Source organism: Variovorax sp. RKNM96 (genome assembly GCF_017161115.1).
GTDB lineage: Bacteria > Pseudomonadota > Gammaproteobacteria > Burkholderiales > Burkholderiaceae_C > Variovorax.
In genome coordinates this window covers 1,954,932-1,981,530 of sequence record NZ_CP046508.1, presented here as the reverse complement: position 1 = coordinate 1,981,530, position 26,599 = coordinate 1,954,932, and the positions used below count along the sequence as shown (strand labels likewise).

Sequence of the window (26,599 nt, the reverse complement as noted above, 5' to 3'; positions counted from 1 at the left end):
ACAATGCCCCTGGTCTTTCTCGTCGCACTCCCCTTCATTGCCAGCGTGCTGGCCGCGTTGATGCCGTCCAACGCGCGCAACAGGGAGTCGACCCTCGCGGGCCTCGTCGCACTGGGCTGCGCCATCCAGACTGCGTGGTTCTTTCCGCAGATCGCGCATGGCAACGTGCTGCGGCAGGAAATCCAATGGCTCCCCGCCCTCGGCCTGAACCTCGTGTTCCGCATGGACGGCTTCGCGTGGCTCTTCTGCATGCTGGTGCTGGGCATCGGCGCGCTGGTGGTGCTCTATGCGCGCTACTACATGTCGGCCTCCGACCCGGTGCCGCGCTTCTTCTCGTTCTTCCTCGCGTTCATGGGCGCGATGATGGGCGTGGTGCTCTCGGGCAACCTCATCCAGATGGTGCTGTTCTGGGAGCTCACCAGCCTCTTCTCATTCCTGCTGATCGGCTACTGGCACCACCGCCGCGACGCGCGGCGCGGCGCGCGCATGGCGCTCACCGTCACGGGCGCGGGGGGCCTGTGCCTCCTGGCCGGCGTGCTGGTGCTGGGCCGCATCACCGGCAGCTACGAGCTCGATGTGGTGCTGGCCTCGGGCGACGCGATCCGCGCCCACGCGCTCTACCCGGTGGCGCTGGTGCTGATCCTGCTCGGTGCCTTCACCAAGAGCGCGCAGTTCCCGTTCCACTTCTGGCTGCCGCGCGCCATGGCCGCGCCCACACCGGTGTCGGCCTACCTGCACTCGGCCACGATGGTGAAGCTGGGCGTGTTCCTCATGGCGCGCCTGTGGCCCGTGCTCTCGGGCACCGAGCAGTGGTTCTGGCTGGTAGGCGGCGCGGGTGCGATCACGCTGTTGCTCGGCGGCTTCATCGCGATGTTCCAGCGCGACCTGAAGGCGCTGCTGGCCTACTCGACCATCTCGCACCTCGGGCTCATCACGCTGCTGCTGGGCCTGAACAGCCCGCTCGCGGCGGTGGCGGCGGTGTTCCACGTCATGAACCACGCGACCTTCAAGGCCTCGCTCTTCATGGCCGCCGGCATCATCGACCACGAGACCGGCACGCGCGACATTCGCAAGCTGAGCGGCCTGATGCGGCTCATGCCCATCACCGGCACGCTGGCCATCATCGCCAGCGCCTCGATGGCCGGCGTGCCGCTGCTCAACGGCTTTCTCTCGAAGGAAATGTTCTTCGCCGAGACGGTGTTCATCCAGTCCACGCCCTGGGTCGATTTCAGCCTGCCGGTCATCGCGACCATCGCCGGCATCTTCAGCGTGGCGTATTCCGCGCGCTTCGTGTTCGACGTGTTCTTCGGCCCGCCCTGCGGCGACGAGGTGCCCAAGCACCCGCACGAGCCGCCGCACTGGATGCGCGTGCCGGTCGAGCTGCTGGTGCTGATCTGCCTGGTGGTGGGCGTGGCGCCGGCGTGGTCCGTGGGGCCGATGCTGGCGGCCGCCGCCACACCGGTGGTCGGCGGCACGCTCCCGGAGTACAGCCTGGCGGTGTGGCACGGCTTCAACCTGCCGCTCGTGATGAGCTTCGTGGCGCTCGCAGGCGGCGCCGCGCTCTACCTGCTGCAGCGCCGCCGCCGCGCGGGGGGCGGCCTCGAGCACACGCCGCTCCTGCATCGCTTCGACGGCCAGGTCATCTTCGAGCACCTGCTCGCGCTCTTGAGCGAAGCCGGCCGGCGCAGCCGCCGCCTCTTCGGCACGCGCCGCATGCAGACCCAGCTCCTGCTGCTCGTAGTCGTGGCGGTGGCCGGCGCCTTCGCCGCGCTGAAGCAGACGCCCGCGGGCACCGGCACGCGCGAGCTGCTGCCGTTCTCGCCGATGTTCGCCATGACCTGGCTGATCGGCGGCGTCTGCGCGATCGCCGCGGCCTGGCAGGCCAAGTTCCACCGCCTCGCCGCGCTGATGCTGGCCGCGGGCGCGGGCCTGGTCTCGTGCGTGACCTACATCTGGTTCTCGGCGCCCGACCTCGCGCTCACGCAACTGGTGGTCGAGGCGGTGACCACGGTGCTGATCCTCCTGGGCCTGCGCTGGCTGCCGATGCGCAGCAAGGACGCGGTGCAAACGGCGCGCGCCCGCCTTCGCCCCTGGGGCCGGCGCGGGCGCGACCTGCTGGTGGCCACCGTGGCCGGCTGCGGCATGGCGGCGCTGGCCTGGGCCATGATGACGCGCAGCTTCCCGCAGAGCATCTCGCCCTTCTTCCTGGAGCGCGCTCTCACCGAGGGCGGCGGCACCAACGTGGTCAACGTGATGCTGGTCGACTTCCGCGGCTTCGACACCTTCGGCGAGATCACCGTGCTCGGCGTGGTCGCGCTCACCGTGTACGCACTGCTGCGGCGCTTTCGCCCCGCCATCGAGTCGATGGCGCTGCCGCCGCAGCAGCGTGCGCAGTCCGACGACGGCAGCAGCGATCTGCTGAATCCGCGCCGCGCCAAGGACACCGCCGTGGGCTACCTGATGGTGCCGGCCGTGCTGGTGCGCCTCTTGCTGCCGCTGTCGGTGCTGGTGTCGGTCTACTTCTTCATGCGCGGCCACAACGCGCCGGGCGGCGGCTTCGTCGCGGGGCTGGTGATGTCGGTGGCGCTGGTGCTGCAGTTCATCGTCTCGGGCACCGAATGGGTCGAGGAGCACCTGCGCATCTACCCGCGCCGCTGGATCGCCATCGGGCTCCTGTTCGCGCTCGCCACCGGCAGCGGCGCGGTGTTCTTCGGCTACCCCTTCCTGACCACGCACACCGCCCACCTGCACCTGCCGGTGCTGGGCGCCATCCACGTGCCCAGCGCCCTCTTCTTCGACATCGGCGTGTTCGCGCTGGTGCTCGGCGCCACCATGCTGATCCTCACCGCGCTGGCCCACCAGTCCATCCGCAGCCACCGCTGGGCCGACGAGCAGGCCGAAAAAGAAGCGCAGGCCGAATCCGAAGCCGCGGAGGGAGCGCACTGATGGAAATCGTGCTCGCCCTCGCCATCGGCGTGCTCACCGGCTCGGGTGTCTACCTGCTGCTGCGCCCGCGCACCTTCCAGGTGATCATGGGCCTCACGCTCATCTCGTACGCGGTCAACCTCTTCATCTTCAGCATGGGCCGGCTCAAGGTCGACAGCGAACCGGTGCTGATTGCCGGCTTCGCGGCCACGCTGGCCAACACCGCCGACCCGATGCCGCAGGCGCTGGTGCTCACCGCCATCGTCATCGGCTTCGCGATGACCGCGCTGTTCCTCGTGGTGCTGCTGGCCTCCCGCGGGCTGACGGGCACCGACCACGTGGACGGTGAAGAGCGCCAGGAACAGGAAGAGGCCCGCGAATGAGCGAACTCTTCCGCCTGCTCGACCAGCTGCTCGAATTCAGCATGCCGCACCTGGTGGCGGTGCCGATCCTCGTGCCGATGCTCACCGCCGCGCTGATGCTGCTGCTGGGCGAGAACCGGCGCCGTGCCAAGTCGTTCCTGAGCGTGGTCTCGGGCCTGGTGGGCCTTCTGGCCGCGCTCGCGCTGCTGCGCTGGGTGAACGCGGCCGACACCGGCGGCGGGCCGGGCTCCATCGGCGTCTATTTGCCCGGCAACTGGCGCGCGCCCTTCGGCATCGTGCTGGTGGCGGACCGGCTCTCGACCATGATGGTGGCGCTCACCGGCGTGGTCGCCTTCGCCGCCTCGATCTACTCCACCTCGCGCTGGGACCGCGCGGGCGTGCACTTCCACCCGCTGCTGCAGTTGCAGCTCATGGGCCTGAACGGCGCCTTCCTCACCGGCGACCTGTTCAACCTCTTCGTGTTCTTCGAGGTGATGCTGGCCGCCTCCTACGGCCTGCTGCTGCACGGCTCCGGCCGGCTGCGGGTGCAGGCCGGGCTGCACTACATCGCGATCAACCTGGCGGCTTCGTCGCTGTTCCTGATCGGCGCGTCGATGCTCTACGGCGCCACCGGCACACTGAACATGGCCGACCTGGGGCTGCGCATCGCCCAGCTCGCGCCGGCCGACCGCGGCCTGGTGCACGCGGCCGCCGCCATCCTCTTCACTGCCTTCTTCGCCAAGGCCGGCGCGTGGCCGCTCAACTTCTGGCTGGTGCCGGCCTACAGCGCGGCGGTGTCGCCGGTGGGCGCGGTGTTCGCGCTGCTCACCAAGCTGGGCGTCTACACCGTGCTGCGCCTGTGGACGGTGCTCTTCGCGCCCGACACCGGTGACTCGGCGGCGTTCGGCCAGGTGGTGCTGATCGGCGCGGGCATCGCCACGCTGTTCGTCGCCGCCATCGGCATCGTCGGCACGCAGCGCCTGTCGAACCTCGCGGGCTTCAGCGTGCTGATCTCGGCTGGCACGCTGCTCGCGGCGGTGGGGCTGGGCCAGCCTGCCGTCTGGGCCGGCGCGCTGTTCTACCTCTTGAGTTCGACGCTCGCGGTGAGCGCCTTCTTCCTCCTCACCGACATGATCGAGCGCTGGCGCAACGCGGGCATGAGCGTGGCGCCGCACGAGGCCGCGGGCAACGCGCCCTTCCTCGCGGAAGACCTGCGCGCGCTCAGCGACGTGAACCTGGACGACGACGCACAGGCGCTCTACGGCCGCGCCATTCCGGCCGGCGTCGCCTTCCTGGGCCTGAGCTTCATGATCTGCACGCTGCTGCTCACCGGGCTGCCGCCGCTGTCGGGCTTCGTCGGCAAGTTCGCGATGCTCTCGGGTCTCCTGGGCGGGAGCGCCGCACCCACCGCCGCGGGCTGGACCTTCCTGGTGCTGCTGATCGCCTCGGGCTTCCTCGCGCTGATCGCGCTCACGCGCACCGGCATCCGCCACTTCTGGACCCAGCCGCATGCGAACCTGCCTTCGCTGCCCGCGCTCGAGGTGCTGCCCGTGGCGGGCCTGATCGCCGCCTGCATCGCCCTCACCGTCTGGGCCGAGCCGGTGATGCGCCATGCGATGGCCACCGCCGAGGGCCTGCGCATGCCCAGCGCCTACCGCGAGGCGGTGATGGGCGCGCGGCAGGTGCCGAATCCGTCGAAGGCCGAAGCGAAGGGCGCCGCGCCATGAAACGCCTGATCCCCTCGCCGCCGCTTTCGGTTGCGCTTTTCATCGTCTGGCTGCTGCTCAACCAGTCGGTCGAGGCCAGCACGCTGGTGTCCGGCGTGCTGCTCGCCATCGCGGTACCGCTGCTGACCAAGAGCCTCAGGCCGGCCACGGTGCGCATGCGCCGTCCGGGCGTGGCGCTGCGGCTCTGGCTGGTCGTGCTGTACGACATGTCGCATTCGGTGTTCGCGGTGACGCGCGCGCTGCTCAGCCGGCGCAGTGAGCACATCCAGTCGAAGTTCGTCTCCGTGCCGCTGGACATGCGCGACCCCAACGGCCTCGCGATGCTCGCCATGATCATGTGCCTCACGCCCGGCACCGCCTGGGGCGAGGTCGCCTTCGACCGCAGCGTGCTGCTGATCCACGTGTTCGACCTGGAGGACGAGGCGGCCTTCATCGCGCAGATCAAGACCCGCTACGAACGTCCGCTGATGGAGATCTTCGAATCATGACGCCCATCCTTTTCTGGTCGCTCAAGTTCGCGCTGTTCCTGCTGGCGGTGGCGATGCTGTGCGCCGTCGCGCGCCTCTTGATCGGCCCCTCCGCGCAAGACCGCGTGATGGCGCTGGACTGCCTCTACATCAACGGCATGCTGATGATGCTCGTGCTGGGCATCGTCTATGCGAGCGACGTGTACTTCGGTGCCGCCATGCTGATCGCGCTGTTCGGCTTCGTCGGCTCGACGGTGATGGCCAAGTTCCTGCTGCGCGGGGAGGTGATCGAATGACCGATGCCATCGTGGGTCCACTCCCTCTTTGGGCCGAGATCGTCACCGCCGTGTTCGTGGTGATGGGCGCAGCCTTCGCCGCCATCGGCTCCTTCGGCCTGGTGCGGCTGCCGACCTTCTTTCGCCGCATCCATGCGCCCACACTGGGCGCCACTGGCGGCGTGTGGTCGATGACGGTCGCCACCATCGTCTACTTCTCGGTGCAGAGCCAGGGCCTGTTCCTGCACGCGGCGCTGATCGTGCTCTTCGTGGCGCTCACCACGCCGGTCACCACCATCTTCCTGATGCGCGCGGCGCTGTTCCGCGAGCGGCAAAAGGGCGGCGACGTGCCCGCCGCCGCGCATTCGGACCAGGTGCCGATTCCCAAGCGGATGGCCGAGGAAGAGTAGGCAGCTCAGGCCGCCAGCCGCTCCTTGGCGCGTGCCACTTCCATCTCGCGCGGCAGCGGCACCGTGTTCTTCACCGCGAGGATCTCCGCCATCACGCTCACCGCGATCTCCGGCGGCGTCTTGCTGCCGATGTAGATGCCGATCGGGCCACGCAGCCGCGCGAGCGATTCGTCGGTCTGGTCGAAGTGCTCGATCATGCGGTCGCGCCGCGCCTCGGCGTTGCGGCGCGAGCCGATGGCGCCCACATAGAAGGCGTCGCTCTGCAAGGCTTCGAGCAGCGCGAGGTCGTCGAGCTTCGGGTCGTGCGTGAGCGCGACCACGCAGCTGCGGCGGTCGGGCCGGAAGGCCAGCACCGCGTCGTCGGGCATCTCGGTGGTGATCGTCACGCCCGGCAGCGACCATGCGGTGCGGTACTCGGCGCGCGGGTCGCACAGCGTGACCGCGAAGCCACTGAACTTGGCCATGGTCGCAAGGTATTCGGCGAGCTGGCCGGCGCCGATCAGCAGCATGCGGTACTCGGGGCCGAAGGTGTTGGTGAGTTCGGTGTCGTCCACCTTGAGCTCGTCGGGTGCGGTGGCTTCGGCGAGCTGTACCGCGCCGGTGGCTAGCGTCACCGTGCGCTGCATGAGATGGCCTTTTTCAAGCTCGGCCACGAGGGTGTCGAGCGAGGTGGCGTCGGGATCGTATTCGAGCAGCAGTTCGAGCGTGCCGCCGCAGGGCAGGCCAAAGCGGTGCGCCTCGTCGGCGGTGATGCCGTACTTCACGAGCGCGGGCGGCGTGCCCAGGGGCACGTCTTCGCCGTTGCCATGCGCGTGGCTGTAGCGCGCGATCAGGTCGTCCTCGATGCAGCCGCCCGAGACCGAACCGACCACCGCGCCGTCGTCCGCCAGCGCCATGATCGAGCCGACCGGCCGCGGCGACGAGCCCCAGGTGCGCACCACCGTGGTCAGCAGCGCGCGCTTGCCGGCCTGTCGCCAGTCGCGCAGCGTGCGCAGGACCATGACGTCGAGGTTTTCCATGGCGTCGTTGTCTTCAGTTCGCGCCGCCGCCCGGTGCGTCGGGGGTGTCCTTCTCGTCCTTCTTGCCGAGGCCAATCTTCTTCATGAGGCCGGACATGACGCCGGCCTTCTCGGCCGGTGCCTCGGCCGTTTCCGCGGCGGCGGCCGGCGGCGGGCCGTAGCGGCTCTGCATCTCGGCTTCGAAGCGCTTGAAGAAATCGTCGGCGGTGGACTTGGCGGCGCCGTCGATCAGGCGCTGGCCCAGCTGGGCGATCTTGCCGCCGACCTGCGCCTGCACGGTGTAGTCGAGTTCGCAGCCGGCCGAAGCCGGCGCGGCTTCGGCGGGTACGCCGTCAACGGGTGCGGCATCTGCGGCAACGGGCGCTTCGACTGCGCCGGCAACCGGCTTGAGCGTCACGCTGGAGGAGCCCTTGGCAAACCCCGCCACGCCGCCCTGCCCTTCGAAGGTGAGCTTGTAGCCATCGGGTGCCACGATGTCCGACAGCACCACCTTGCCGCTGAACTTGGCCGACACCGGACCGATCTTCAGTGCGAGCCCCACGCTGTACTGGTTGTCGCCGGTGAGCTCGAACTTGTCGCAGCCGGGAATGCACTTCTTGAGCGTCTCGGGGTCGTTGAGCGCTTCCCAGGCCTGTTGTTGGGTGACGCCGAGGCGGCGGTTTCCGAGCATTTCCATGGTGGTTCTTCCTTGTTTTATTCCGGGGCCCTAGCGGCCGGACCGCATCAGCGCGGCGAGGCTGGCGGCCAGTTGTTCGAGGGCACTGAGATTGTGAACCGCGAGCATCGCGTCGGCATGGCGGTGCAACACGGTGGCCCCACGCGCCAGAGGGGCGTAGCCCTCGAAGCGCAGCAGCGGGTTGAGCCACAGCAGCCGGCGCGAATGGCGCTTGAGCCAGAGCAATTCGTTCTCCAGCACGGCCGGCTCGCCGGTGTCCAGGCCGTCGCTGATCACCAGCACCAGCGTGCGGCGGCCCGTGAGGCGGCGCGCATGGAAGCGCCGGAGTTCGGCCAGCGAACTGCCCAAGCGCGTGCCGCCCGCGAAATCGTCGATAGCGACGCCGGCCGCGCCGAGCATGGCGTCGGTATCGGCCAGCCGGAAGGCCGGCGTCAGGTCAGTGAGCCGGGTGCCGAAGGCGAACACGTCGCGCCGCCCGGCCCGCCGGGTGGAGGCATGCAGGAACGCGAGGAGGAGACGCGCATAGCGCTCCATCGAGCCCGAGACGTCGACCAGCACCAGGAGCGGCAAGGGTTGCTCCCGCCGGGCGAGGCGCGGCAGGCGCAGGATCTCGCCGCCGGTGCGCGCCGCCTCGTGCAGCACGCCGGGCCAGTGCATGCGCGCATGCTGCTGGCCTGCATCGCCCGCCACGCGCAACCGGCGCGAGGGCAGCGAAGGAATCGGCAGCGTCACGTCGCGCGCGAGCCGTTCGACCAGCCGGTATTCGGAAGCGCCGAGCGCGTTGAAGTCCGCGTGCTGCAGGCGCTGGCGGTCGCTCGATGTCATGGCGGCATCGAATTCGATTTCCTTGTCGGGCTTGGCGGCCACGGCCGGCTTCGCGGGGTCGCGCGGTGCGGTCAGCGCTTCGCGCACGCGCGGCCGGCGTTTGGAGGGCTCGGCCTTGCCTTCGGCGCTCGGCAGCATCTGGGCGAGCAGCTTGTTCGCCAGCTCGGGGTCGCGAAACCAGGCATCGAAGAGTTCGCGGAACACCATGCGGTCCTGCTCGCGGCTCACCATGACGGCTTCCATCGCGGCGCTCAGGTCCAGCTTGTCTTCCACCCCCACCAGCGTGACCGCCTCGGCGGCAAGCGCGATGCGCATCGCATCGGTGCGCACGCCGGCGCGGCGCAGCGCGCGGCCGAAGGCGGTGATGTTGCCGGCCAGCTTGCCGCTGCGGACGTCGCCGAGTTGCTGGATGCCGGCCATGCGTGCGGCCTCGGGCTGCGACCGCGCTCAGGGCGCGACCGGTTCCTCGGGTTGGAGCAGGTCCGACGCCAGTTCGCGCGTGAGCGCCGCCACGTCGTCGCGCTGCTTGAACAGGATGCCGGCGGTGTCGACCACCACTTCGGGATCGAGCTCGACGGTGTCGAGCGCAATCAGCGCCCTCGCCCACTCGACGCTCTCGGCGATGCCCGGCGCGCGCTGGAAGGCGTTGACGAACGGCGCATCGCGCAGCCGCGCGACGAAGGCGGCGACCTGCGCCGAGAGTTTTTCCCCGGCCTCGGGCACCTGGGCCCGCACGATTGCCAGCTCGCGTTCGCGCTCGGGGTAGTCGAGCCAGTGATAGAGACAGCGGCGCTTGACCGCATCGTTGAGTTCGCGCGTGCGGTTGCTCGTGAGGATGGTGACCGGCGGCACGACAGCGCGCACGGTGCCCAGCTCGGGAATGCTCACCTGGTACTCGCCCAGGTATTCGAGCAAGAAGGCTTCGAAGGGCTCGTCGGCGCGATCCACTTCGTCGATCAGCAGCACCGCGCCCGGCGCGGGCGTCTGCAGCGCTTGCAGCAGCGGACGGCGGATCAGGTAGTGCGGCTGATAGACCTCGGCCTCCACGTCGCGTGCTGCGCCGGTGGCTTCGGCCGCGCGCATGTGCAGCAACTGCGCGGCGTAGTTCCATTCATAGAGCGCCTCGCGCTGCTCCAGCCCGTCGTAGCACTGCAGGCGCAACAGCTCGCGGTTGAGCGCCTTCGACAGCGCCTTGGCCAGCTCGGTCTTGCCCACGCCCGGCTCGCCTTCGAGCAGCAGCGGGCGCTGCAGCTTGAGCGCGAGGAACACGGCGGTCGCCAGGCGGCGGTCGGCGAAGTAGCCGGCCTGCATCAGACCTTCGGAGAGGGAATCGATGGTCGGGAAGATCATGGCGAAGGGTAGCGGAAGACGCGAGGGGGTCGCGCCTTCCGGTGATCGGCTTGCTGCTTCAGCCGAGGGCCTTGGTGACGGCGCGTTGCGTGAGCACGCTGATCAGGTTGGCACGATAGGCGGCCGACGCATGCAGGTCGCTGTTGAGCTCGCTCGCATCGATCTTCACCGCCGCAGCGGCCGACGCGGTGAAGCTCTTGTTGAGCGCATCCTCGAGCCCCGCATGGCGAAACACGCCGTTGCCCGCGCCGGTGACGGCCACTCGCACACCGCTGTCGTACTGCGCGAGGAAGATGCCCACGAGCGGAAAGTGCGAGGCCTTCTGGCGCAGCTTCTCGTACACCGCGCGCTTGGGAATCGGAAAGCGGATGGCGGTGATCAGCTCGTCTTCTTCCAGTGCTGTGGTGAACAGGCCGAGGAAGAAATCGTCGGCCGCGATTTCGCGCTTCGAAGTGATGACGGTGGCGCCGGAGCCCAGCACCGCGCTCGGATAGCAGGCGGCCGGATCGTTGTTGGCCACCGAGCCGCCGATGGTGCCCATCGCGCGCACCTGCCGGTCGCCGATGCGCGAGGCCAGGTCGGCCAGCGCCGGGTAGGCGGCTTTCACGTCGGCGTTGTTCGCCACATCGAGGTGGCGCGACATCGCACCGATGGTGATCGTGCTGCCGTCCTTCTTGATGCCGGTGAGTTCCTTGATGCCGCCCAGGTCCACCAGTTGCTCGGGCGCGGAGAGCCTGAGCTTCATGGAGGCAAGGAGGGTCTGGCCGCCGGCGAGCGGCTTGGCGCCCGCTGCAACGAGTTTGGCCGCATCGGCTACGGTGGCGGGCCGTTCGAGTGTGAAGGCGTACATGGTGTGTGATTCCTTCTGTGTTGTTATGGAGCGGGACGGCCTTGGGTGCTGGCGGCGAGCGAGGGCGCTTGCACGTCCTGCGGCGTGCTGCCCTTCTGCATGGCTTCCCAGACGCGGCTGGACGAAGCGGGCATGTCGAAATCCTTGACGCCCAGCGGCGCCAGCGCATCGAGCACCGCGTTGATCACGGCTGGCGGCGAGCCGATGGCCCCCGCCTCGCCGCAGCCCTTGGTGCCCAGCGGGTTGTGCGTGCACGGGGTGCACACGGTGTCGAGCTTGAACTGAGGGAAGTCGCCCGCTCTTGGCATGGCGTAGTCCATGAAGCTGCCGGTGAGCAGTTGGCCCGTTTCGTTGTCGTAGACGCAGTTCTCCAGCAGCGCCTGGCCGATGCCCTGCACGAGCCCGCCGTGGACCTGGCCCTCGACGATCATCGGGTTGATGATGGTGCCGAAGTCGTCCACCGCGGTGAAGCGGTCGACCTTGACTTCGCCAGTCTGCCTGTCGATCTCGACCTCGCAGATGTAGGTGCCGCCCGGGAAAGTGAAGTTGGTCGGGTCGTAGAAGGCGGTTTCGTTAAGGCCCGGCTCCAGCTTGTCGAGCGGGTAGTTGTGCGGCACGTAGGCCGTGAGCGCCACTTGGCCGAACGGGATCTTCTTGTCGGTGCCCTTGACGGTGAACTCGCCGTTGGCGAACTCGATGTCGGCATCGCTCGCCTCCATCAGGTGCGCGGCGATCTTCTTGGCCTTGGTCTCGATCTTGTCGAGCGCCTTCATGATCGCGGCGCCGCCCACCGAGATGGAGCGCGAACCGTAGGTGCCCATGCCGAAGGGCACGCGGCCGGTGTCGCCGTGCACCACGTCGACGTTCTCGACCGGAATGCCCAGCCGCGCCGCGACGACCTGCGCGAAGGTGGTTTCATGCCCCTGCCCATGGCTGTGCGAGCCGGTGAACACCGTCACGCTGCCGGTCGGGTGCACGCGGATCTCGCCGCATTCGAAGAGCCCCGCCCGCGCGCCGAGCGCGCCTGCGATGTTCGACGGTGCGATGCCGCAGGCCTCGATGTAGCTGGAGTAGCCGACACCGCGCAACTTGCCCTTGGCCTCGGTCGCCGACTTGCGCTGCGCATAGCCTTCGACGTCCGCGAGCACACGGGCCTTGTCCATGCACGCATGGAAATCGCCGGTGTCGTACTGCAGCGCCACCGGCGTCTGGTAGGGGAAGGTGGTGATGAAGTTGCGCTTGCGGATCTCGTCCTGGCCCAGGTTCATTTCCCAGGCGCAGCGCGACACCAGGCGCTCCAGCAGGTAGGTGGCCTCGGGCCGGCCCGCACCGCGATAGGCATCCACCGGCGAGGTGTTGGTGAACCACGCATCGACCTCCACGTAGATCTGCGGCGTCGTGTACTGGCCCGCGAGCAGCGTGGCGTAGAGGATGGTCGGCACCGCGGTCGAGAAGGTCGAGAGGTACGCGCCGAGGTTGGCGTCGGTGTGCACCCGCATCGCGAGGAACTTGCCATCCTTGTCCATCGCCATCTCGGCGTGACTGACGTGGTCGCGGCCATGTGCGTCGGACAGGAAGCACTCCGAGCGCTCGGCCGTCCACTTGATGTTGCGGTTGAGCTGCTTGGCCGCCCAGGTCAGGCACACGTCTTCGGCATACAGGAAGATCTTGGAGCCGAAGCCGCCGCCCACGTCGGGCGCGATCACTCGCACCTTGTGCTCGGGCAGGCCCAGCACGAACGCGGTCATCAAGAGACGCTCGACGTGCGGATTCTGGTTCGACACGTACAGCGTGTAGTCGTCGGTGCCGCGGCTGTAGCTGCCGATGGCAACGCGCGGCTCGATCGGGTTGGGAATGAGCCGGTTGTTGACGAGGTCGAGCTTGGTGATGTGCGCGGCCGTGGTGAACACGTTGTCGACCGCCGCCTTGTCGCCGAGCGCCCACTTGTAGCACTGGTTGTCGGGCGCTTCGTCGTGCAGCGTGGTGCTGCCGGTCTTCTTCGCGGCGTCGGCCACGCTCACGAGCGCGGGCAGCACGTCATAGTCGACCACCACGGCTTCGGCGGCGTTCTTGGCCTGCTCGACCGTCTCGGCCACCACCATGGCCACGTGGTCGCCCACATAGCGCACCTTCTTGATCGCAAGGATCGGGTGCATCGGCTCCTTCATCGGGGTGCCGTCGGGGTTGTTGATGAGCCAGCCGCAGGGCAGGCCGCCCATCTTTCCCTCGATGTCCTTTCCGCTGAAGATGCCGACCACGCCGGGCATCTTGAGCGCCTCGGCGATGTCGATCGACTTGATGACCGCGTGGGCGTGCGGCGAACGCACGAAGACCGCATGGCTCTGGTTGGCCAGCGTGATGTCGTCGGTGTAGTTGCCGGCGCCGGTCAGGAAGCGGTAGTCTTCCTTGCGCCGCAGGGCTTCACCGATATGGGGCAGGTTCGAAAAGTCGGAAGCACCCATGATGTTGCTCCCTTCACGCCGTGACGGTGGCTTTGACCGGAGTGCCCGAGGCCATCGCCTCGCCACCCATCTTCACGGCCTTCACGATGTTCTGGTAGCCCGTGCAGCGGCACAGGTTGCCATCGAGCAGCTCGCGAATTTCGGATTCGCTCGACTTGGGGTGGTGGGTGCACAGGTCGATAGCGCTCATGACCATGCCGGGGGTGCAGAAACCGCACTGCAGGCCGTGGCACTCCTTGAAGGCCGCCTGCATGGGGTGCATGGTGCCGTCGGCTTCGGCAATGCCCTCGATGGTGGTGATGTCGGCGCCGGCCGCCTGGGCGACCAGCACGTTGCATGACTTGATCGCACGGCCGTTCACATGGACGGTGCAGGCGCCGCACTGGGCGGTGTCGCAGCCGACGTGGGTTCCGGTGAGGTGAAGGTGCTCGCGGATCGCGTGCACAAGGAAGGTGTTTGGCGGTGCGTCGACCGTGACCGGGCGTCCGTTGACCTTGAAAGCGACCTGCATGTGGCTGTCTCCGTGAAAGGTGATGGCTGTGGGGGCTGAAAGCATCTTGGATGCCCACCTTTCGCACTATCCTAGGCAAAACCCTTGACACTTGCACAGTGCCCTCGAAATTCTCAAAATGAAACAGCTTGCCCCCCGGTGAGCCAGGAAAAGCGGGTCCACCCGCGCGAACCCACACGATGAACACCACGATCGTTTCGCCTCCTCCCGAGCGCTCCCTGGCCATTGCCCAAGCCCGGCGCGAGCTGCTCCACGGCGACGCGCCGTGCGCCCGCAGCACCGTGCGCATCGACCCCTGGATCACCCGTTCATGGCAGCGCTGCATCGAGGCCGGGCGCCGCCCGCAGCAGCGGGTGAGCTTCGATCCGGTGAGCCAGTCGGCCAGCCGTGAGGTGGCCGAGCGCAACCGGGCGCTGGTTATGGCCGCCCGGCCGGTGATCGAACGCCTCTCCCGCGCCATTGCCGACACACGCTATTTCGCGATCCTGACCGACGCCGACGGCATCGTGATCGACGTGGGCGCGCTGCCCGACGGCACCGACACCGCCAGCCGCTATGCGCGGGACATCGGCCGGATCGGGGTCGATCTTTCGGAACGCGCGATCGGCACTTCGGCCATCAGCACCGCGCTGGCCGAGCAGGAATCGGTGTGGCTGCACCGCGGCGAGCACTTTTTCGACGACACCAGCGTCTACAGCTGCGCCGGCGCACCGCTCTTCGGTCCCCGGGGCGACTGCATCGGCATGCTCGACCTGAGCGGCGTGCAGACGGTGGAGCGGCCCGAGCTGCGGCACCTGGCCACCCTTTCGGCGCGCAGCATCGAGAACATGCTGGTCATGCAGGACCCCTGCGAGCTGCTGCTGCACCTGGCCTGGCCCGGCCACCCGGGTAACGAGGCCACCGAGGGCCTGGTCTGCATCGACGCGAGCGGCAACGTGACCGGCGCCAACGCCGCCGCGCGGCAGATGCTGCACCAGCCCCTGGCACGCGGCCAGCACGCCCTGCATTTCAACGACCTGTTCGCGCTCCCGCTGCACATGATGTTCGACGCCGCCCGCCGCGGCGATGCAGCGCTCGAGGTACCGCTGTGGTCGGGCCTGCGGGTGCAGGTGCGGCCCCAGCGCGGCGGCAGCGGCGCGGGCGGGGCGATCCCCGATGCGCGGCCCCGGCTGCGCGATGTGGAAACCGCGCTGATCCGCAAGGCGGTGGCCGATGCGCGCGGCAATGTGGCGGAGGCCGCGCGTGCGCTGGGCATCAGCCGCGCGACCGTGTATCGCAAGCTCTGGCGCGGCCGCCCTGCCGGCGCGCCGGACTGAGCGTCCGCCGTTCAGCTTTCGTTCAGGCGCCGACCGGCACCTTGTCGAGGAAGCCGGTCACCGACCGCAGCTTGCCCGCATCGAGCTGCGCGAAGTCGGTGCCCTGAATCAGGTCCTCCGCCCCGCTCGGGCCGAGCGTCCACGAGAAGCGCAGGTTGTCGCCATGCGCCTCGGCCTTGCCGAGCAGGTTGAAGCGGAAGCCCGGATAGCGCTGGTGCACCACGCCGACCAGCGCGCTGATCTGCTCGCGGCCGCTGGCTTGCGCGATCGGGTCGACGTAGTGCGCATCGGCGGTCCAGCCGGCTTCGATCAGCGCGGCGCGGCGCGCGGCGTCGGTTTCGTTCCAGACGGCGATGTAGCGTTGGGCAATCGTGGCGGCGTCGTGTGCAGCGGTGTTCATGATGACCATTCCTTTGGAGGGTTTCGACCCGCAACATCGCGGGGTGAAGGAATGGTCGCGCCGCGCCCGTCAGGCGTCGATGACGTGGGAGGTCATGGAATGCGGCTGCCGTAGCGGATGCTCGTGAGCGCGCCGTCCCGGAACAGCAGCATCGTCTCGAACTGTCCCGAGCCGGGGCGGTAGGTCCACTCCTCGGCCTGGTCGCAGCGGTTGTTGTTGACGATCACGGTCTGGCCGCCACCCGAGGACGAAGACGGCGGGTTCACGATCACCTCGGGCTTGTTGCCGTCGGGCCTGGCGCAGAAGCTGTCCTTGAACACCGGCTCGCCGCATTTCTGCAGGATGGTGAACTTGGAGTCGCCCCTCTGCGCGAAGTCGCGGTTGCAGTTCAGGGTCTGCGCCTCTGCCGGTGCAACGCACGCGAGGGCCAGCAGCGCGGCGGGAATCAGAAGGGATCGCTTCACGTGAATTTCCTTTTTTCAGGGAAGCGATGGTAGTGAGATTTCCGCCTTGCAATCGACCTCAGATCGCATCGAGCGGAAACACTGGACGGCGCACCTTGCTGAACGGGAACAGGCTGTAATCCGAACTGGTGACACCGGGGCTGTCGCACTCCACCAGCGCGGCAGAGAGCGGCTCGAACACCGGCCGGCAGTACATGCGCGACTTGAGAAGAAGAAAGCGTTCATTGCGCGGATCGAGCCCCGCACATTCGAAAACGCCGATGTCCCATGGCTCCTGCGTGCGTTCGGTCACCACGATGCGCGCCGCGCCGATGTCGAACAGCACCGTGCGGCCCATGCTGCTGCGCTGGCCGGTGTAGGTGGGGCCGGTGATCACGTACTCGCCGTTGCCGATCGTGCGCACGATGCCGGTCAGTTGCACCGGCATCTTCGTCAGCCCGATGCCTTCGAGCGACACCTTGTTGCCGAGCGCGACCGTCACCTCGGCGCCCTCGCCCGCAGCGATCAGCTCGGCGACGGCCTCGGGGTCGCACAGCGGGCCGACGCCGATGCCGTGCAGGCCCTGTGCGAGCGCTTCCTGCAGCACGTCCATCGTGTCGCAGCTGCCGCCCGACATGCAGTTGTCGCCGTGGTCCAGCAGCAGCACCGGGCGCGTCGCACCGCTGGCGATCAGCTTGGCGCGCGCGACCGATTCAGCCAGCGGCTCGCTGCGGTAGATGAAGGCTTCGCGCTCGGCCCACATCTGCGCGCCGATGCGGTCGGCCGTGGCCTGCGCGCGCTCGGGCGCCTCTGCATCGACCACCACCACGCTCATGCAGGGCGCCTCGATGTCCGACAGCGAGAAGCCCGCGAAGATCGAGACCGCGAGAGACTCCGATGCCTCGGCCGCGCGTGCCGCATCGATCGCCCGCTGCATCGCGCCGGTGAACGAGGCGCTGCGCAGCGTGTGCGCCATCAGCGGCAGCGGGTGCCAGCGCATCGCCGGCTTGCTGCGGCCCGCGAGCAGGTCGAACAGCAGGCGGCCGGCATGCTCGCCGGTCTCGTACATGTCGATGTGCGGATAGGTCTTGAAGCCGACGATCACATCCGCATTGCCGACCATCGCGGGCGTCACGTTGGCATGCAGGTCGAGCGCCACGCCGATGGGCACGCCCGGTGCCGCGGCGCGCAGCCGCACCAGCAGGTCGCCTTCTCCATCGACGCTGTTCTGCGCGACCATCGCGCCGTGCAGGTCGAGCAGGATGGCATCGCAGCCCGGTGCCGCGTCGACGATGCGCTGCGTGAGCAGGGTGTAGGCCCCGGCATCGACCGGCCCGCTCGGGTTGGCCGAGGCCGACACCGGCGTGACCAGCATCGCACCGGCCTGCTCGGCCAGGTCGATGAAGGCCGACATCGCGGTGCGCATGCCCTTGTTGTCCTCGTAGGCCTGCTCGCCGAAGGTCGGGCCGTCGGGCCCAAAGGCCGCGAGCGGCGTGGGCACGGGCGAGAAGGTGTTGGTCTCGTGGTTGAGACGTGCGATCAGTACTTTCATTGGGCAAACTTTCCGGCGCTTCCCAGCATGGTGATGTCGCCAAAGCTGGAGCCGTTGCGGTTGTCGGGGCGGAACGCGACCTGGAAGCCGCTCAGGTTCATGGGTGGCGAGTTCTCGATGCTGCGACGCAGCGACTCGGTGGTGATCGGCCCCTTCACGCGCTGCAGCGATTCGGCGAAGGCCCTGGCCGTGATGTAGCCCTCCAGCCCCAGGTAGGAGCCGTCGCCTTCGCTGCCCGCGGCCTTGCGTGCGCGCTGGTACTCGTCGACGATGGGAAAGCGCGTCTTCCAGAATGGCGGCATCACCTGCGACAGCACGATGCCGCGGCTCTTGTCGCCCAGTTCCTTGTAGAGAAGGAACGAACTCGCCACCGAGTTCGTGTAGATCTGCGGATGGACGGGCGCGGCCACCAGCGAGCGGATGATGTTGATGGCCGGCGTGCCGGCCGCGATGACATACACCGCCTGCGCCCCGCTCGCGATCACCTGCTGCGCGATGGCGGGATGGTCCTTTTCCTTCGGGTCGAAGCGCAGCGACAGCAGCGCCGGATGCTTGTTCTTCTCGAGTGCGGCCACCGCGTCCTTCTCGATGCCCTTGCCATAGGCATCGTCGCTGGAGACGATCGCGATGCGCGTCACGCCGACGGTCGTCAGGTGGTTCATCACACGCGCGACCTCGTCGGCATACGACTCCCGCACGTGATAGATCGGCACCTTCGGTCCGCGCAGCACCGCCGCGCCGGTCAATCCGCCGAAGATGAAGCTGTCGTACTTCGTCGCCACCGGCACCATGGCCGCGCCGATGCCCGTGCCCATGGTGCCGAACAGGCAGACCACGCGGTCGGTGCCGAGCAGTTTCTCGGCATTGGCCGCGGCCTTCTCGGCGATGTAGGCGTCGTCGTAGGTGATCATCTTGACGAGCCGGCCACCGACGCCGCCTGCCTTGTTCAGCTGATCGAAGAACAGCGTCTGGCCTTCCATGAACGCGAGGCTGTTGGGCGTGAACGGACCGGTGAGCACCGCGGACTGCCCGACCAGGATCGGCTCCCCGGCCGCCAGAGCGCCCGTCGATGCGGCGACCATTCCCATCGCCAGGAGGTGAAGGCCGATGCGGCGAAGCGCCGCCTTCACGCGGCGACTCCCGCCACGCCCGCGCTTTGCAGCATCGCCTGCAGCAGCACGTTGCAGCCGGCCTCGAGGTGCGCGGGCTCCGCGTCCTCGATCTCGTTGTGGCTGATGCCGTCCAGGCACGGCACGAAGATCATCGCCGTGGGACACACGCGGGCGAGGTACACGGCGTCGTGGCCGGCGCCGCTGATCACGTTCATCCAGGTGAGGCCTTGCGCCTCTGCGGCGTCGCGCACCGCGGACACCAGCTTCGGTGTGAAAGGCTGCGGTGGGAAGTACACGACCTGCTCCACCGTCGCCTGGACCTTGCCGGCAGTGGTGAGACGCTGCACGGCCTCTTTCAGCGCCGCGTCCATCGCCGACAGCACCACGTCGTCCGCCGCGCGCAGGTCCACGCTGAGCTTGACTCGCCCGGGAATCACGTTGCGCGAATTCGGGTAGTTGTCGATCCAGCCGACCGTGCCGCGCGCATGCGGTGCGTGCGCGAGCGCAATGCGGTTGACCTCGATCACGAGCTCGGCGGCGGCGAGCAGCGCGTCCTTGCGCAGCTCCATGGGCGTGGGGCCGGCGTGCGCCTCCATGCCCTGCACCACCACGTCGTACCAGCGCTGGCCGAGGGCCCCCTCGACCACGCCGATCACGCGTTCATTGGCTTCGAGCACCGGACCTTGCTCGATGTGCGCTTCGAAGTACGCACCGACCGGCGATGTGGTCGCCGAGGCGGGCACCGTGCCCGCGTAGCCGATCGCATCGAGCGCCTGCGCCACGCTCACGCCCTCGGTGTCGCGCTGCGCGAGCGCGTGTTCCAGCGTGAAGGCATCGACGAACACGCCCGAGCCCATCATCACCGGCACGAAGCGCGAGCCTTCCTCGTTGGTCCACACCGCCACTTCGAGCGGCGCTTCGGTGACGACCTTCGCATCGTTGAGCGCGCGGATCACTTCCAGCCCCGCGAGCACGCCGTAGTTGCCGTCGAACTTGCCGCCCGTGGGCTGCGTGTCGATGTGGCTGCCGGTGGTGATGGGCGGCAGCGCGTTGTTGCGGCCGGCACGGCGCGCAAAGATGTTGCCGATGGCATCCACCCGCACCTCGCAGCCGGCTTCGCGCGCCCAGCGCGTGAAGAGGTCGCGGCCCTGCCGGTCGAGGTCGGTCAGCGCGAGGCGGCACACGCCGCCCTTCTCGGTGGCGCCGACCCGGGCCAGCTGCATCAGCGAATCCCAGAGGCGCTGGCCGTCGATGCGGAGGGCGCGCACATCGGGTGCGGAAGAAGTTTCGATGGTTGTTGTCATGGTTCTGCGGATGAGGTCTTGAAGACGGGCGCGTTCAGGCGAGACCGACGCCGAGGTAGCGGTCTTTCACGTCGTGGTCGGCCATGAAGGCGGCGTTGCCGGCCTCGTGCACGATCACGCCCTGCTCCACGATGTAGTGGCGGTCTGCGAGCTGCACGCACACCTCGAGGTTCTGCTCGACCAGCAGGATGGCGACGCCCGCGGCCTTGATGGTTTTCAGCTGCGCGACGATCTCCTCGACGATCACCGGCGCAAGGCCTTCGACGGGCTCGTCCAGGATCAGGAGGCGCGGATGGTTCATCAGCGCGCGGCCGATCGCCAGCATCTGCTGCTCGCCGCCCGAGAGCTGGCCGCCGCCGTTGCGGCGCCGCTCTTTCAGGCGCGGGAAGATGCGGTAGATGTCGGCCAGTTGCCAGGGCGAATCGCGCCGCTGGCCGAGCAGCAGGTTCTCTTCGACCGTCAGCAGCTTGAAGATGCCGCGGTGCTCGGGCACCAGGCACACGCCGCGCGTGGCGATGCGGTGAGGAGGCAGGCCCGCGATGTCGGCGCCCTGGAAGCGCACGCGGCCTTTCGTCGGCGTGACCGCACCGGCAATGCTCTTGAGCGTGGTCGACTTGCCCGCGCCGTTGCGGCCCAGCAGCGTGACGAGTTCGGCTTCGCCCACGCGCATCGACACGCCCTGCAGCACATGGCTCTTGCCGTAGTGCGCGTGCAGCGCCTCGACCTCGAGGATGTTCCCTCCGCTCATGCCTTGCCCCCGGTGATCATGTTGCCGAGGTAGGCCGAGCGCACGCGCGCGTCGGAGCGGATGTCGCCCGGCAGCCCTTCGGCCAGCACGCGGCCCAGCTGCATCACGGTCACGGTGTCGGAGATGTCCATCACGATGTTCATGTTGTGTTCGATCAGCACCACCGTGTGCGCGTCGCGCAGGCTGCGGATGAGGTGCTTCATGTCGTCCAGGTCGTCGATGCCCATGCCCGAGGTCGGCTCGTCCAGAAAGATCGCCTTGGGTTTCGCTGCAAGCGCCATGCCCACTTCGAGCCGCCGTTGCTGGCCGTGCGAGAGCACGTTGGCAGGCGTGTCGGCCAGCCGCTCGAGGCCGATGCGTGCGAGCACCTCGGCCACTGTCTCGGCGCAGGCCCGTTCGCCGACCGGTGCGCGCCAGCAATTCATCGCCTGTCGCGGCGCGATGCCCTGTGCCGCGACCCGCAGGTTCTCGCGCACCGAAAGGCTAGCGAACAGGCTCGTGACCTGGAACGAGCGCGCCATGCCGCGCTGCACGCGCTTGTGGTCGGGTTCGTGCGTCACGTCGTGACCGTCGAACAGGATGCGCCCGCCGGTGGTGGTGCCGGTGCCCGTGAGCATGTGGAACAGCGTGGTCTTGCCCGCGCCGTTCGGGCCGATCACCGAGTGCACGGTGTTGGGCTTGATCTTCAGGTCCACGCCGCCGAGCGCAGCGAACTTGCCGTAGTGCTTGGTGACGCCGATGGCTTCGATGAGGACGGGTTGCGTCATGCTTTTTCTCCCTGCACTTCAGGGGCGGACGGCGTCTTGCGGAACACGCGCCGCCAGATGGCCTCGCCCAGCCCCCAGAGGCCGCGCTGCATGCCGATGCTCACCCCGATCAGCAGGAGCCCCAGCAGCAGCAGCCATCGCGGCCACAGCGTGGAGAGCCAGTCGGCCAGCAGCACATAGAAGGCCGAGCCCAGCACCGAGGCGAAGAGATTGCCGGTGCCGCCGATCACGGTGATGACCAGGATCATCTCGCTCGTGTGGTATTCGGCGTTCGACAGCGGCGCGATGCCGGTCATCATCGCGTGCAGCCCGCCCGCAAGGCCGGTGACGGCGCCCGAGATCACGAAGGCCAGCAGCTTGAAGCGCTTCAAGTTGTAGCCCACCGCAGCCGCACGGTCCTCGTTGTCGCGAATGGCGAGCAGCGTGCGGCCGAAGATCGAATCGGTCACGCGCAGCAGCAGGCCGAACGCGATGAGGAACATCACGGCGACGAAGGCGTAGTACTTCCAGGGCGTGTCCATGAACGCGGGACGCGGCACATCGAGCAGGCCGTTGTCGCCACCCGTGAGCCCCGACGCGGTGTACGCCACGAAATAGAACATCTGCGCGAAAGCCAGCGTGAGCATCACGAAGTAGGTGCCGCGCTGGCGGATGGCGACCCAGCCGACCACCGCTGCGCCCAGCGCGCCCATGGCGATGGCAGCCAGCAGCGCAAGCGGCATCGGCAGTTGCAGCCGTGTGAGCAGGATCGCGATGGTGTAGCTGCCGAGGCCGAAGAAGATGCCCTGCCCGAACGACAGGAGCCCCGTGTAGCCCAAGAGCAGGTTGCAGCCCAGTGCGGCGAGCGCGTAGATCAGCACCTCGCTCGCGAGCGAGCCCGAGCGCATGAAGAGCGGCAGTGCGAGCGTGACGACAAGCGCCAGGAGGAAAGTGATTTTTCTTGGCATGGCGTGGTTCACCCTCTGCGGCCGAGCAGGCCATGCGGGCGCAGCAGCAGCACGGCGCCCATCGCGATGTAGATCATCAGGCTCGCCCCCGGCGGCCAGATGGTGCTCATGAGGCTCTGCACGATGCCGATCAGCACCCCGCCGACGAGCGCGCCGCCGAAGCTGCCGAGCCCGCCGATCACCACCACCACGAAGGCGACGCCGAGTGCTTCGACGCCCATGAAAGGTTCGGCGCCGCGGATCGGCGCGGCCAGCACGCCCGCCAGCGCCGCGGTGGCCGCACCGAGCGCGAACACCAGGCTGAACACGCGGAACACGTTGATGCCGAGCAGCGAGACCATCTCGGTCGATTCGCTCCCCGCACGCACCGCACTACCGAGGCGCGTGCCTTCCAGCACCCACCACAGGAGCACGGCCAGCACAGCGGTGAAGCCGATCACGAAGAGCCGGTACTTGGGATAGACGAAGTCGCCCCACATCACCACGCCCTGCAGCAGGTCGGGCGTGGGCACGCTGTTGCCCAGCGGACCCCAGAACACGATGACGATCTCCTGCACCGCGAGCGCGAGGCCCACGGTCACGAGGATGTGGAACTCGTGCGGCTTGGCATACACGCGACGCAGCAGCAGCTTCTCGGCGAGCCAGCCGAGCGCGCCGACGAACAACGGCACCAGCACCAGTGCGGCCCAGAAGTTCAGGCCCCACTGCATCGCCTGGAAGCACAGGTAGGCGCCCAGCAGGTAGAAGGCGCCGTGCGCGAAGTTCACGAATCGCAGCAGGCCGAACACGATGGACAAGCCAACGGCCAGCAGGAAATACAGCATGCCGATGCCGATTCCGTTGATGGTCTGGAGGAGATAGACGGTCATGGGCGCGTCGGTGTCCTTGGCGTGCTCAGGCCAGCTTGCAGCCGGTCTTGTCTGCGGCGAGGAAGGACTTGCCGGAGCTCACCACGTCCACATAGTCCGCCGCATCCTTCATCTTCGACTTGGCCTTGCCCTTGAGCAGGTAGTAGTCCTTGATGACCTGGTGGTCGGCCTTGCGGATTTCCTCGGTGCCCGTGAGGCCGTCGAACTTCATGCCCTCGAGCGCGGCGATGACGGCCTTCTGGTCGACCGAGCCCGCCTTGACGATGCCGTCGATCAGGATCTTGGTGCAGATGTACGAGCCCGCGAGGCTGTAGTTGGGCACGATCTTGAGCTTGTCGGCCGTGCGCTTGACCAGGTCCTTGTTGAGCGTGGTGTCGGCCGTGTGCCAGTACTGCGCGCCGAAGTACACGCCGTCGCACAGGTCCGCGCCCAGCTCGTCGAACTGCTCCAGGCCCGAGGCCCAGGCCATGAGGATCGTCATGTTCTTGTGCATGCCGAAGCTCACCGCCTGGCGCAGCGCGGCCGACGACTGCGCGCCGAAGTTCAGCAGCAGCAGCACGTCGGGCTTGGCGGCCATGGCATTGGTGAGGTAGCCGCTGAACTCCTTCTCGTTGAGCGAGTGGTAGCTGTTGCCCACGTGCTCGATGCCCTTCTCCTGGAAGATGTTCTTGGCAGCACTCAGGAGGCCGTCGCCGAACACGTACTGCGGCGTGATCGTGTACCAGCGCTTGGCTTTGGGCATGGAGGCGATCAGCGGGCGCACCGTCTGCTCGATCGCACCGAAGGTGGGCACCGACCAACGGAAGGTGGCGGGGTTGCAGTCCTTGCCGGTGATCTCGTCGGCACCCGCGGTGGTGATGAAGAGGCCGCCGGCCTTCTCGGCTTCCTTGCCCATGGCCAGCGCTTCGGACGACAGGATGCCGCCCGCGAAGAACTTGGCGCCCTGCTGCTGCGAGGCTTCCTGCACCTTGCGCACGGCGGTGGCGGGCTTGCCTTCGGTGTCGAGCACCGTGTAGGCCAGCGGGCGCTTGAGAACACTCCCGTACTGCTCGATCGCCAGCTTCATGCCCAGGTCGGCGAACTTGCCGTTGGCCGCGAAGGCGCCCGACATCGGGACCGGGCAGCCGAAGCGGATGGCGTCCGCCGATTGCGCGAAGACCGAGCGGCTCGCCAGGAGCGAAGCTGGGGCGGCCGACAGGGCGGCCAGCTGAAGAAGGTGTCTGCGTTGCATGGGAGTTCTCCGGTCGTGGTGTGGAAGTAAGTGAAAGGGGTGCCTGCGAGTGCGGGCGAATTTAAGCGGATAAATAGGATTAATATGTTGGTAAAAACCCGCTAGCAATCACCGTGCCAAAATCCAGCGCACTTCCCGAGGTCCAATACCTGCTACAGGTCGACATCTACTTCTCCCTCGCTCTGAACGCATGAATTCGTCTCCATCCGATCGTGAAATGAACCCCAGGGCACCGTGGTTGCCGCATGGAGCGTTTCAATGAAAGTGGGAGAAAACCGCCCCAAGCGGCAGAAGCTCTCGGACGTCATCGTCGAAGACGTCAAGCGATGGATCGTTGCCGAGAAGAAGCAACCGGGCGACCGCCTGCCGAACGAGAAAGAACTGATCGAGCTCTTCGGCTATTCGAAGAGCACGGTGCGCGAGGCGTTGAAGGCGCTGGAAGTGCGCGGGCTCATCTCGATCCGCACCGGCCCCGGCGGCGGGGCGTACCTGCAGCAGGTGTCGGTGGACCACGCGTCGGAGCCGCTGCGCAACTTCCTGCACTTCCACCATCTGGACGGGCATCACATCTACCAGTTGCGCAAGGCCCTGGAGCCCGAGCTGGCGGTGAGCGTGGTCGGCCGGCTGACGCCCGAGCAGTTCGAACGGCTCGAAGAAAACGTGCGCCTCTGCACCATCGAGCCCACCAACGAAGACGACCTGCGCAAGCAGCGCGAGGCCGAGCTCGCGTTTCACACCATGTTGGCCGAGGCCTGCCCCAACCCGGTGCTCTCCTTCATGTGCCGCTTTCTCAACGACCTGCTGCGCGACCTCGTGGTCTACAAGAAGGCGCTGGACCACCATCACTTCGGCGAGGCCAACGTCGACTATCACACCCAGTTGCTGGCGGCCTATCGCAAGGAAGATGCGGAAGAAGTGCGCCGCCTCATGGCCGAGCACATGGTCGACGCCGAGGCGCACATGCACGAGATGGAGGCGCACATCGGCGCCAAGCATTTGCTGCTGCCGAGCGGGCAGCGCTAAGGCGCGTGTGCCTTCTCCAGGCACTCCTGAAACGCCAACACCGCCCGTGACGGCTTCGGCGAGCGCCGCAGCAGGCTCACGAACCGGCACGCGTAGTTGAACCGCGCCGGCAGCACCGCCTTCATGAGCCCGCGCTGCTCGAACACCTGCGCGTAGTGGTCGGGCAGGAAGCCCAGGAAACGCCCCGAAAGAATCAGCGTTGCGATCGCCTCCTGGTCGAAGCCCGTCGCCTTGCGCGACAGCCTCGCCCGGTGGCTCAGTTCCATGTTCGGCGAGTGATAGCCGAGGCCCGCGAAATGGTGCTCACCGAGCTTCGACCAAGTGAGCTTCGCGTGCGGGCTGTCGAAGAGCGGATGCCCCTTGCCGCAGTAAAGCAGCATCGTCTCGTCGAACAGGTCCGCGTACACGAGGCTCTTGGAGCTGCGGTGCGCGGGGATGATGCCGATCTGGAAGTTGCCCTCCAGCACGCCCTGCTCGATCGCGTTGATCGAGCCCACGTGCACCGCGAGGTTCACCTCCGGTGCGATCTCCGTGAAGCGCGCGATGGCTTCACCGATGCGTGCCTTCGGATTCGTCGCCGTCTTGTCGAAGAGCGCCACCTCCAGCTGCCCGCCCATGCGGTTATGGATGTCGTCGATGCCGCCGCGGAACGCGTCGACCGAGGCCAGCAGCCGCAGCGTCTCGTCGTACACCCGCTGCCCCTCGGCCGTGAGCGCGAAGCCCGCCCGGCCGCGCCGGCACAGCACGAGGCCGAGCCGCGTCTCCAGGTCCTTCACATGCCGGCTCACGGTCGAGGTGCCGATGTTCAGCTCCAGCTCGGCGGCCGCCATGCCGCCGCAGTCGACCACGCTCTTGAACACCTTGAGCAGGCGCAGGTCCATGTCGCTGAGCTGCCCCAGAACGGCGCGATTGCGAGTGCCTTGAGCACTGTTTTGGGCTTCAGCCTTTACTTGCATGAATCGTCAAGTGAACATTGATATTGCGCCATTCTCCACACTGAAGGCTCTGCGAACAATCGGGCACATCCC

Annotated in this window: 26 protein-coding genes; 8 read left to right on the top strand and 18 right to left on the bottom strand. The window is 67.7% G+C overall.

Translation table 11 applies throughout. The annotated features are described in order from the left end of the window. The first annotated feature begins 3 nt into the window (after positions 1-3). From GNX71_RS09010 to mnhG, 6 genes are read left to right on the top strand one after another with little or no spacing between them, the layout of a single operon-like run. Positions 4-2,946 (top strand): monovalent cation/H+ antiporter subunit A, encoded by a 2,943-nt coding sequence (locus tag GNX71_RS09010; RefSeq protein ID WP_206178002.1) that lies wholly within the window; start codon positions 4-6, stop codon positions 2,944-2,946. Beyond that, positions 2,946-3,308: a Na+/H+ antiporter subunit C gene (locus tag GNX71_RS09005; protein ID WP_206178001.1), complete on the top strand. Its 363-nt coding sequence runs from the start codon at positions 2,946-2,948 to the stop codon at positions 3,306-3,308. Before GNX71_RS09010 ends, GNX71_RS09005 begins: the two co-directional genes overlap by 1 nt. Further along, complete coding sequence (locus GNX71_RS09000; protein WP_206178000.1) at positions 3,305-5,014, top strand: monovalent cation/H+ antiporter subunit D; 1,710 nt, start codon at positions 3,305-3,307, stop codon at positions 5,012-5,014. The genes GNX71_RS09005 and GNX71_RS09000 overlap by 4 nt, the downstream gene beginning before the upstream one ends. Next, positions 5,011-5,502: a Na+/H+ antiporter subunit E gene (locus GNX71_RS08995; RefSeq protein ID WP_206177999.1), complete on the top strand. Its 492-nt coding sequence runs from the start codon at positions 5,011-5,013 to the stop codon at positions 5,500-5,502. Before GNX71_RS09000 ends, GNX71_RS08995 begins: the two co-directional genes overlap by 4 nt. Next, positions 5,499-5,777 (top strand): K+/H+ antiporter subunit F, encoded by a 279-nt coding sequence (locus tag GNX71_RS08990; RefSeq protein WP_206177998.1) that lies wholly within the window; start codon positions 5,499-5,501, stop codon positions 5,775-5,777. Before GNX71_RS08995 ends, GNX71_RS08990 begins: the two co-directional genes overlap by 4 nt. After that, positions 5,774-6,166, top strand: a complete 393-nt coding sequence (gene mnhG, locus GNX71_RS08985; RefSeq protein ID WP_206177997.1) for a monovalent cation/H(+) antiporter subunit G — start codon at positions 5,774-5,776, stop codon at positions 6,164-6,166. Before GNX71_RS08990 ends, mnhG begins: the two co-directional genes overlap by 4 nt. Positions 6,167-6,171: 5 nt before the next feature. Here mnhG and GNX71_RS08980 read toward each other — a convergent pair whose 3' ends face one another. From GNX71_RS08980 to GNX71_RS08950, 7 genes are read right to left on the bottom strand one after another with little or no spacing between them, the layout of a single operon-like run. Next, positions 6,172-7,185, bottom strand: a complete 1,014-nt coding sequence (locus tag GNX71_RS08980; RefSeq protein ID WP_206177996.1) for an XdhC family protein — start codon at positions 7,183-7,185, stop codon at positions 6,172-6,174. A 13-nt stretch (positions 7,186-7,198) separates the two neighbouring features. Further along, positions 7,199-7,861 (bottom strand): carbon monoxide dehydrogenase subunit G, encoded by a 663-nt coding sequence (locus tag GNX71_RS08975; RefSeq protein WP_206177995.1) that lies wholly within the window; start codon positions 7,859-7,861, stop codon positions 7,199-7,201. A gap of 30 nt (positions 7,862-7,891) precedes the next feature. Further along, the gene (locus GNX71_RS08970; protein ID WP_206177994.1) at positions 7,892-9,106 is read right to left on the bottom strand and encodes a VWA domain-containing protein; all 1,215 of its coding nucleotides are present in this window, start codon (positions 9,104-9,106) and stop codon (positions 7,892-7,894) included. A 27-nt stretch (positions 9,107-9,133) separates the two neighbouring features. After that, entirely contained in the window at positions 9,134-10,036 is a 903-nt protein-coding gene (locus GNX71_RS08965) for a MoxR family ATPase (protein WP_206177993.1), read from the bottom strand. 58 nt (positions 10,037-10,094) lie between these two features. Continuing rightward, positions 10,095-10,886: a xanthine dehydrogenase family protein subunit M gene (locus GNX71_RS08960; protein WP_206177992.1), complete on the bottom strand. Its 792-nt coding sequence runs from the start codon at positions 10,884-10,886 to the stop codon at positions 10,095-10,097. A 23-nt stretch (positions 10,887-10,909) separates the two neighbouring features. Beyond that, positions 10,910-13,348, bottom strand: coding sequence for a xanthine dehydrogenase family protein molybdopterin-binding subunit (locus GNX71_RS08955; RefSeq protein WP_206177991.1), 2,439 nt, complete (start codon positions 13,346-13,348; stop codon positions 10,910-10,912). Positions 13,349-13,361: 13 nt separating this feature from the next. Further along, the gene (locus GNX71_RS08950) at positions 13,362-13,859 is read right to left on the bottom strand and encodes a (2Fe-2S)-binding protein (protein ID WP_206177990.1); all 498 of its coding nucleotides are present in this window, start codon (positions 13,857-13,859) and stop codon (positions 13,362-13,364) included. 179 nt (positions 13,860-14,038) lie between these two features. Here GNX71_RS08950 and GNX71_RS08945 point away from each other — a divergent pair, with 179 nt between their 5' ends. Continuing rightward, the gene (locus tag GNX71_RS08945; protein WP_206177989.1) at positions 14,039-15,175 is read left to right on the top strand and encodes a helix-turn-helix domain-containing protein; all 1,137 of its coding nucleotides are present in this window, start codon (positions 14,039-14,041) and stop codon (positions 15,173-15,175) included. 22 nt (positions 15,176-15,197) lie between these two features. Here GNX71_RS08945 and GNX71_RS08940 read toward each other — a convergent pair whose 3' ends face one another. From GNX71_RS08940 to GNX71_RS08895, 10 genes are all read right to left on the bottom strand, one after another. Then, a complete protein-coding gene (locus tag GNX71_RS08940; protein WP_206177988.1) occupies positions 15,198-15,575 on the bottom strand; it encodes a nuclear transport factor 2 family protein in 378 nt (125 codons plus the stop codon). A gap of 92 nt (positions 15,576-15,667) precedes the next feature. Beyond that, positions 15,668-16,039, bottom strand: a complete 372-nt coding sequence (locus GNX71_RS08935; protein WP_206177987.1) for a DUF2845 domain-containing protein — start codon at positions 16,037-16,039, stop codon at positions 15,668-15,670. A gap of 58 nt (positions 16,040-16,097) precedes the next feature. Next, on the bottom strand, positions 16,098-17,570 hold the full coding sequence (locus GNX71_RS08930; protein WP_206177986.1) for a M81 family metallopeptidase: 1,473 nt from the start codon (positions 17,568-17,570) through the stop codon (positions 16,098-16,100). Beyond that, positions 17,567-18,700: an ABC transporter substrate-binding protein gene (locus GNX71_RS08925; RefSeq protein WP_206177985.1), complete on the bottom strand. Its 1,134-nt coding sequence runs from the start codon at positions 18,698-18,700 to the stop codon at positions 17,567-17,569. Before GNX71_RS08925 ends, GNX71_RS08930 begins: the two co-directional genes overlap by 4 nt. Next, entirely contained in the window at positions 18,697-19,986 is a 1,290-nt protein-coding gene (locus tag GNX71_RS08920) for a Zn-dependent hydrolase (RefSeq protein WP_206177984.1), read from the bottom strand. Before GNX71_RS08920 ends, GNX71_RS08925 begins: the two co-directional genes overlap by 4 nt. Before the next feature lie 34 nt (positions 19,987-20,020). Next, the gene (locus GNX71_RS08915; protein WP_206177983.1) at positions 20,021-20,734 is read right to left on the bottom strand and encodes an ABC transporter ATP-binding protein; all 714 of its coding nucleotides are present in this window, start codon (positions 20,732-20,734) and stop codon (positions 20,021-20,023) included. Beyond that, complete coding sequence (locus GNX71_RS08910) at positions 20,731-21,501, bottom strand: ABC transporter ATP-binding protein (protein WP_206177982.1); 771 nt, start codon at positions 21,499-21,501, stop codon at positions 20,731-20,733. The genes GNX71_RS08915 and GNX71_RS08910 overlap by 4 nt, the downstream gene beginning before the upstream one ends. Beyond that, on the bottom strand, positions 21,498-22,448 hold the full coding sequence (locus GNX71_RS08905; RefSeq protein WP_206177981.1) for a branched-chain amino acid ABC transporter permease: 951 nt from the start codon (positions 22,446-22,448) through the stop codon (positions 21,498-21,500). The genes GNX71_RS08910 and GNX71_RS08905 overlap by 4 nt, the downstream gene beginning before the upstream one ends. Before the next feature lie 8 nt (positions 22,449-22,456). After that, complete coding sequence (locus GNX71_RS08900) at positions 22,457-23,317, bottom strand: branched-chain amino acid ABC transporter permease (RefSeq protein WP_206177980.1); 861 nt, start codon at positions 23,315-23,317, stop codon at positions 22,457-22,459. Between the two features lie 25 nt (positions 23,318-23,342). After that, positions 23,343-24,548: an ABC transporter substrate-binding protein gene (locus GNX71_RS08895; RefSeq protein ID WP_206177979.1), complete on the bottom strand. Its 1,206-nt coding sequence runs from the start codon at positions 24,546-24,548 to the stop codon at positions 23,343-23,345. A gap of 258 nt (positions 24,549-24,806) precedes the next feature. On the opposite strand from GNX71_RS08895, the gene GNX71_RS08890 reads away from it, so the two are divergent. Further along, a complete protein-coding gene (locus GNX71_RS08890) occupies positions 24,807-25,571 on the top strand; it encodes a FadR/GntR family transcriptional regulator (RefSeq protein WP_206177978.1) in 765 nt (254 codons plus the stop codon). On the opposite strand, the gene GNX71_RS08885 is transcribed toward GNX71_RS08890, so the two are convergent. Continuing rightward, positions 25,568-26,527 (bottom strand): LysR family transcriptional regulator, encoded by a 960-nt coding sequence (locus tag GNX71_RS08885; RefSeq protein WP_206177977.1) that lies wholly within the window; start codon positions 26,525-26,527, stop codon positions 25,568-25,570. The genes GNX71_RS08890 and GNX71_RS08885 overlap by 4 nt on opposite strands. Positions 26,528-26,599 lie beyond the last annotated feature (72 nt).

Coding starts and splice junctions, on each gene's coding strand:
- GNX71_RS09005 (WP_206178001.1), top strand. CDS start 2,946: ATGGAAATCGTGCTCGCCCTCGCCATCGGCGTGCTCACCGGCTCGGGT.
- GNX71_RS08895 (WP_206177979.1), bottom strand. CDS start 24,548: ATGCAACGCAGACACCTTCTTCAGCTGGCCGCCCTGTCGGCCGCCCCA.
- GNX71_RS08970 (WP_206177994.1), bottom strand. CDS start 9,106: ATGGCCGGCATCCAGCAACTCGGCGACGTCCGCAGCGGCAAGCTGGCC.
- GNX71_RS08990 (WP_206177998.1), top strand. CDS start 5,499: ATGACGCCCATCCTTTTCTGGTCGCTCAAGTTCGCGCTGTTCCTGCTG.
- GNX71_RS08960 (WP_206177992.1), bottom strand. CDS start 10,886: ATGTACGCCTTCACACTCGAACGGCCCGCCACCGTAGCCGATGCGGCC.
- GNX71_RS08920 (WP_206177984.1), bottom strand. CDS start 19,986: ATGACAACAACCATCGAAACTTCTTCCGCACCCGATGTGCGCGCCCTC.
- GNX71_RS08890 (WP_206177978.1), top strand. CDS start 24,807: ATGAAAGTGGGAGAAAACCGCCCCAAGCGGCAGAAGCTCTCGGACGTC.
- GNX71_RS08930 (WP_206177986.1), bottom strand. CDS start 17,570: ATGAAAGTACTGATCGCACGTCTCAACCACGAGACCAACACCTTCTCG.
- GNX71_RS08965 (WP_206177993.1), bottom strand. CDS start 10,036: ATGATCTTCCCGACCATCGATTCCCTCTCCGAAGGTCTGATGCAGGCC.
- GNX71_RS08975 (WP_206177995.1), bottom strand. CDS start 7,861: ATGGAAATGCTCGGAAACCGCCGCCTCGGCGTCACCCAACAACAGGCC.
- GNX71_RS08945 (WP_206177989.1), top strand. CDS start 14,039: ATGAACACCACGATCGTTTCGCCTCCTCCCGAGCGCTCCCTGGCCATT.
- GNX71_RS08940 (WP_206177988.1), bottom strand. CDS start 15,575: ATGAACACCGCTGCACACGACGCCGCCACGATTGCCCAACGCTACATC.
- GNX71_RS08885 (WP_206177977.1), bottom strand. CDS start 26,527: ATGCAAGTAAAGGCTGAAGCCCAAAACAGTGCTCAAGGCACTCGCAAT.
- GNX71_RS08910 (WP_206177982.1), bottom strand. CDS start 21,501: ATGACGCAACCCGTCCTCATCGAAGCCATCGGCGTCACCAAGCACTAC.
- GNX71_RS08905 (WP_206177981.1), bottom strand. CDS start 22,448: ATGCCAAGAAAAATCACTTTCCTCCTGGCGCTTGTCGTCACGCTCGCA.
- GNX71_RS08900 (WP_206177980.1), bottom strand. CDS start 23,317: ATGACCGTCTATCTCCTCCAGACCATCAACGGAATCGGCATCGGCATG.
- GNX71_RS08980 (WP_206177996.1), bottom strand. CDS start 7,185: ATGGAAAACCTCGACGTCATGGTCCTGCGCACGCTGCGCGACTGGCGA.
- GNX71_RS09010 (WP_206178002.1), top strand. CDS start 4: ATGCCCCTGGTCTTTCTCGTCGCACTCCCCTTCATTGCCAGCGTGCTG.
- GNX71_RS08950 (WP_206177990.1), bottom strand. CDS start 13,859: ATGCAGGTCGCTTTCAAGGTCAACGGACGCCCGGTCACGGTCGACGCA.
- GNX71_RS08955 (WP_206177991.1), bottom strand. CDS start 13,348: ATGGGTGCTTCCGACTTTTCGAACCTGCCCCATATCGGTGAAGCCCTG.
- mnhG (WP_206177997.1), top strand. CDS start 5,774: ATGACCGATGCCATCGTGGGTCCACTCCCTCTTTGGGCCGAGATCGTC.
- GNX71_RS08915 (WP_206177983.1), bottom strand. CDS start 20,734: ATGAGCGGAGGGAACATCCTCGAGGTCGAGGCGCTGCACGCGCACTAC.
- GNX71_RS09000 (WP_206178000.1), top strand. CDS start 3,305: ATGAGCGAACTCTTCCGCCTGCTCGACCAGCTGCTCGAATTCAGCATG.
- GNX71_RS08995 (WP_206177999.1), top strand. CDS start 5,011: ATGAAACGCCTGATCCCCTCGCCGCCGCTTTCGGTTGCGCTTTTCATC.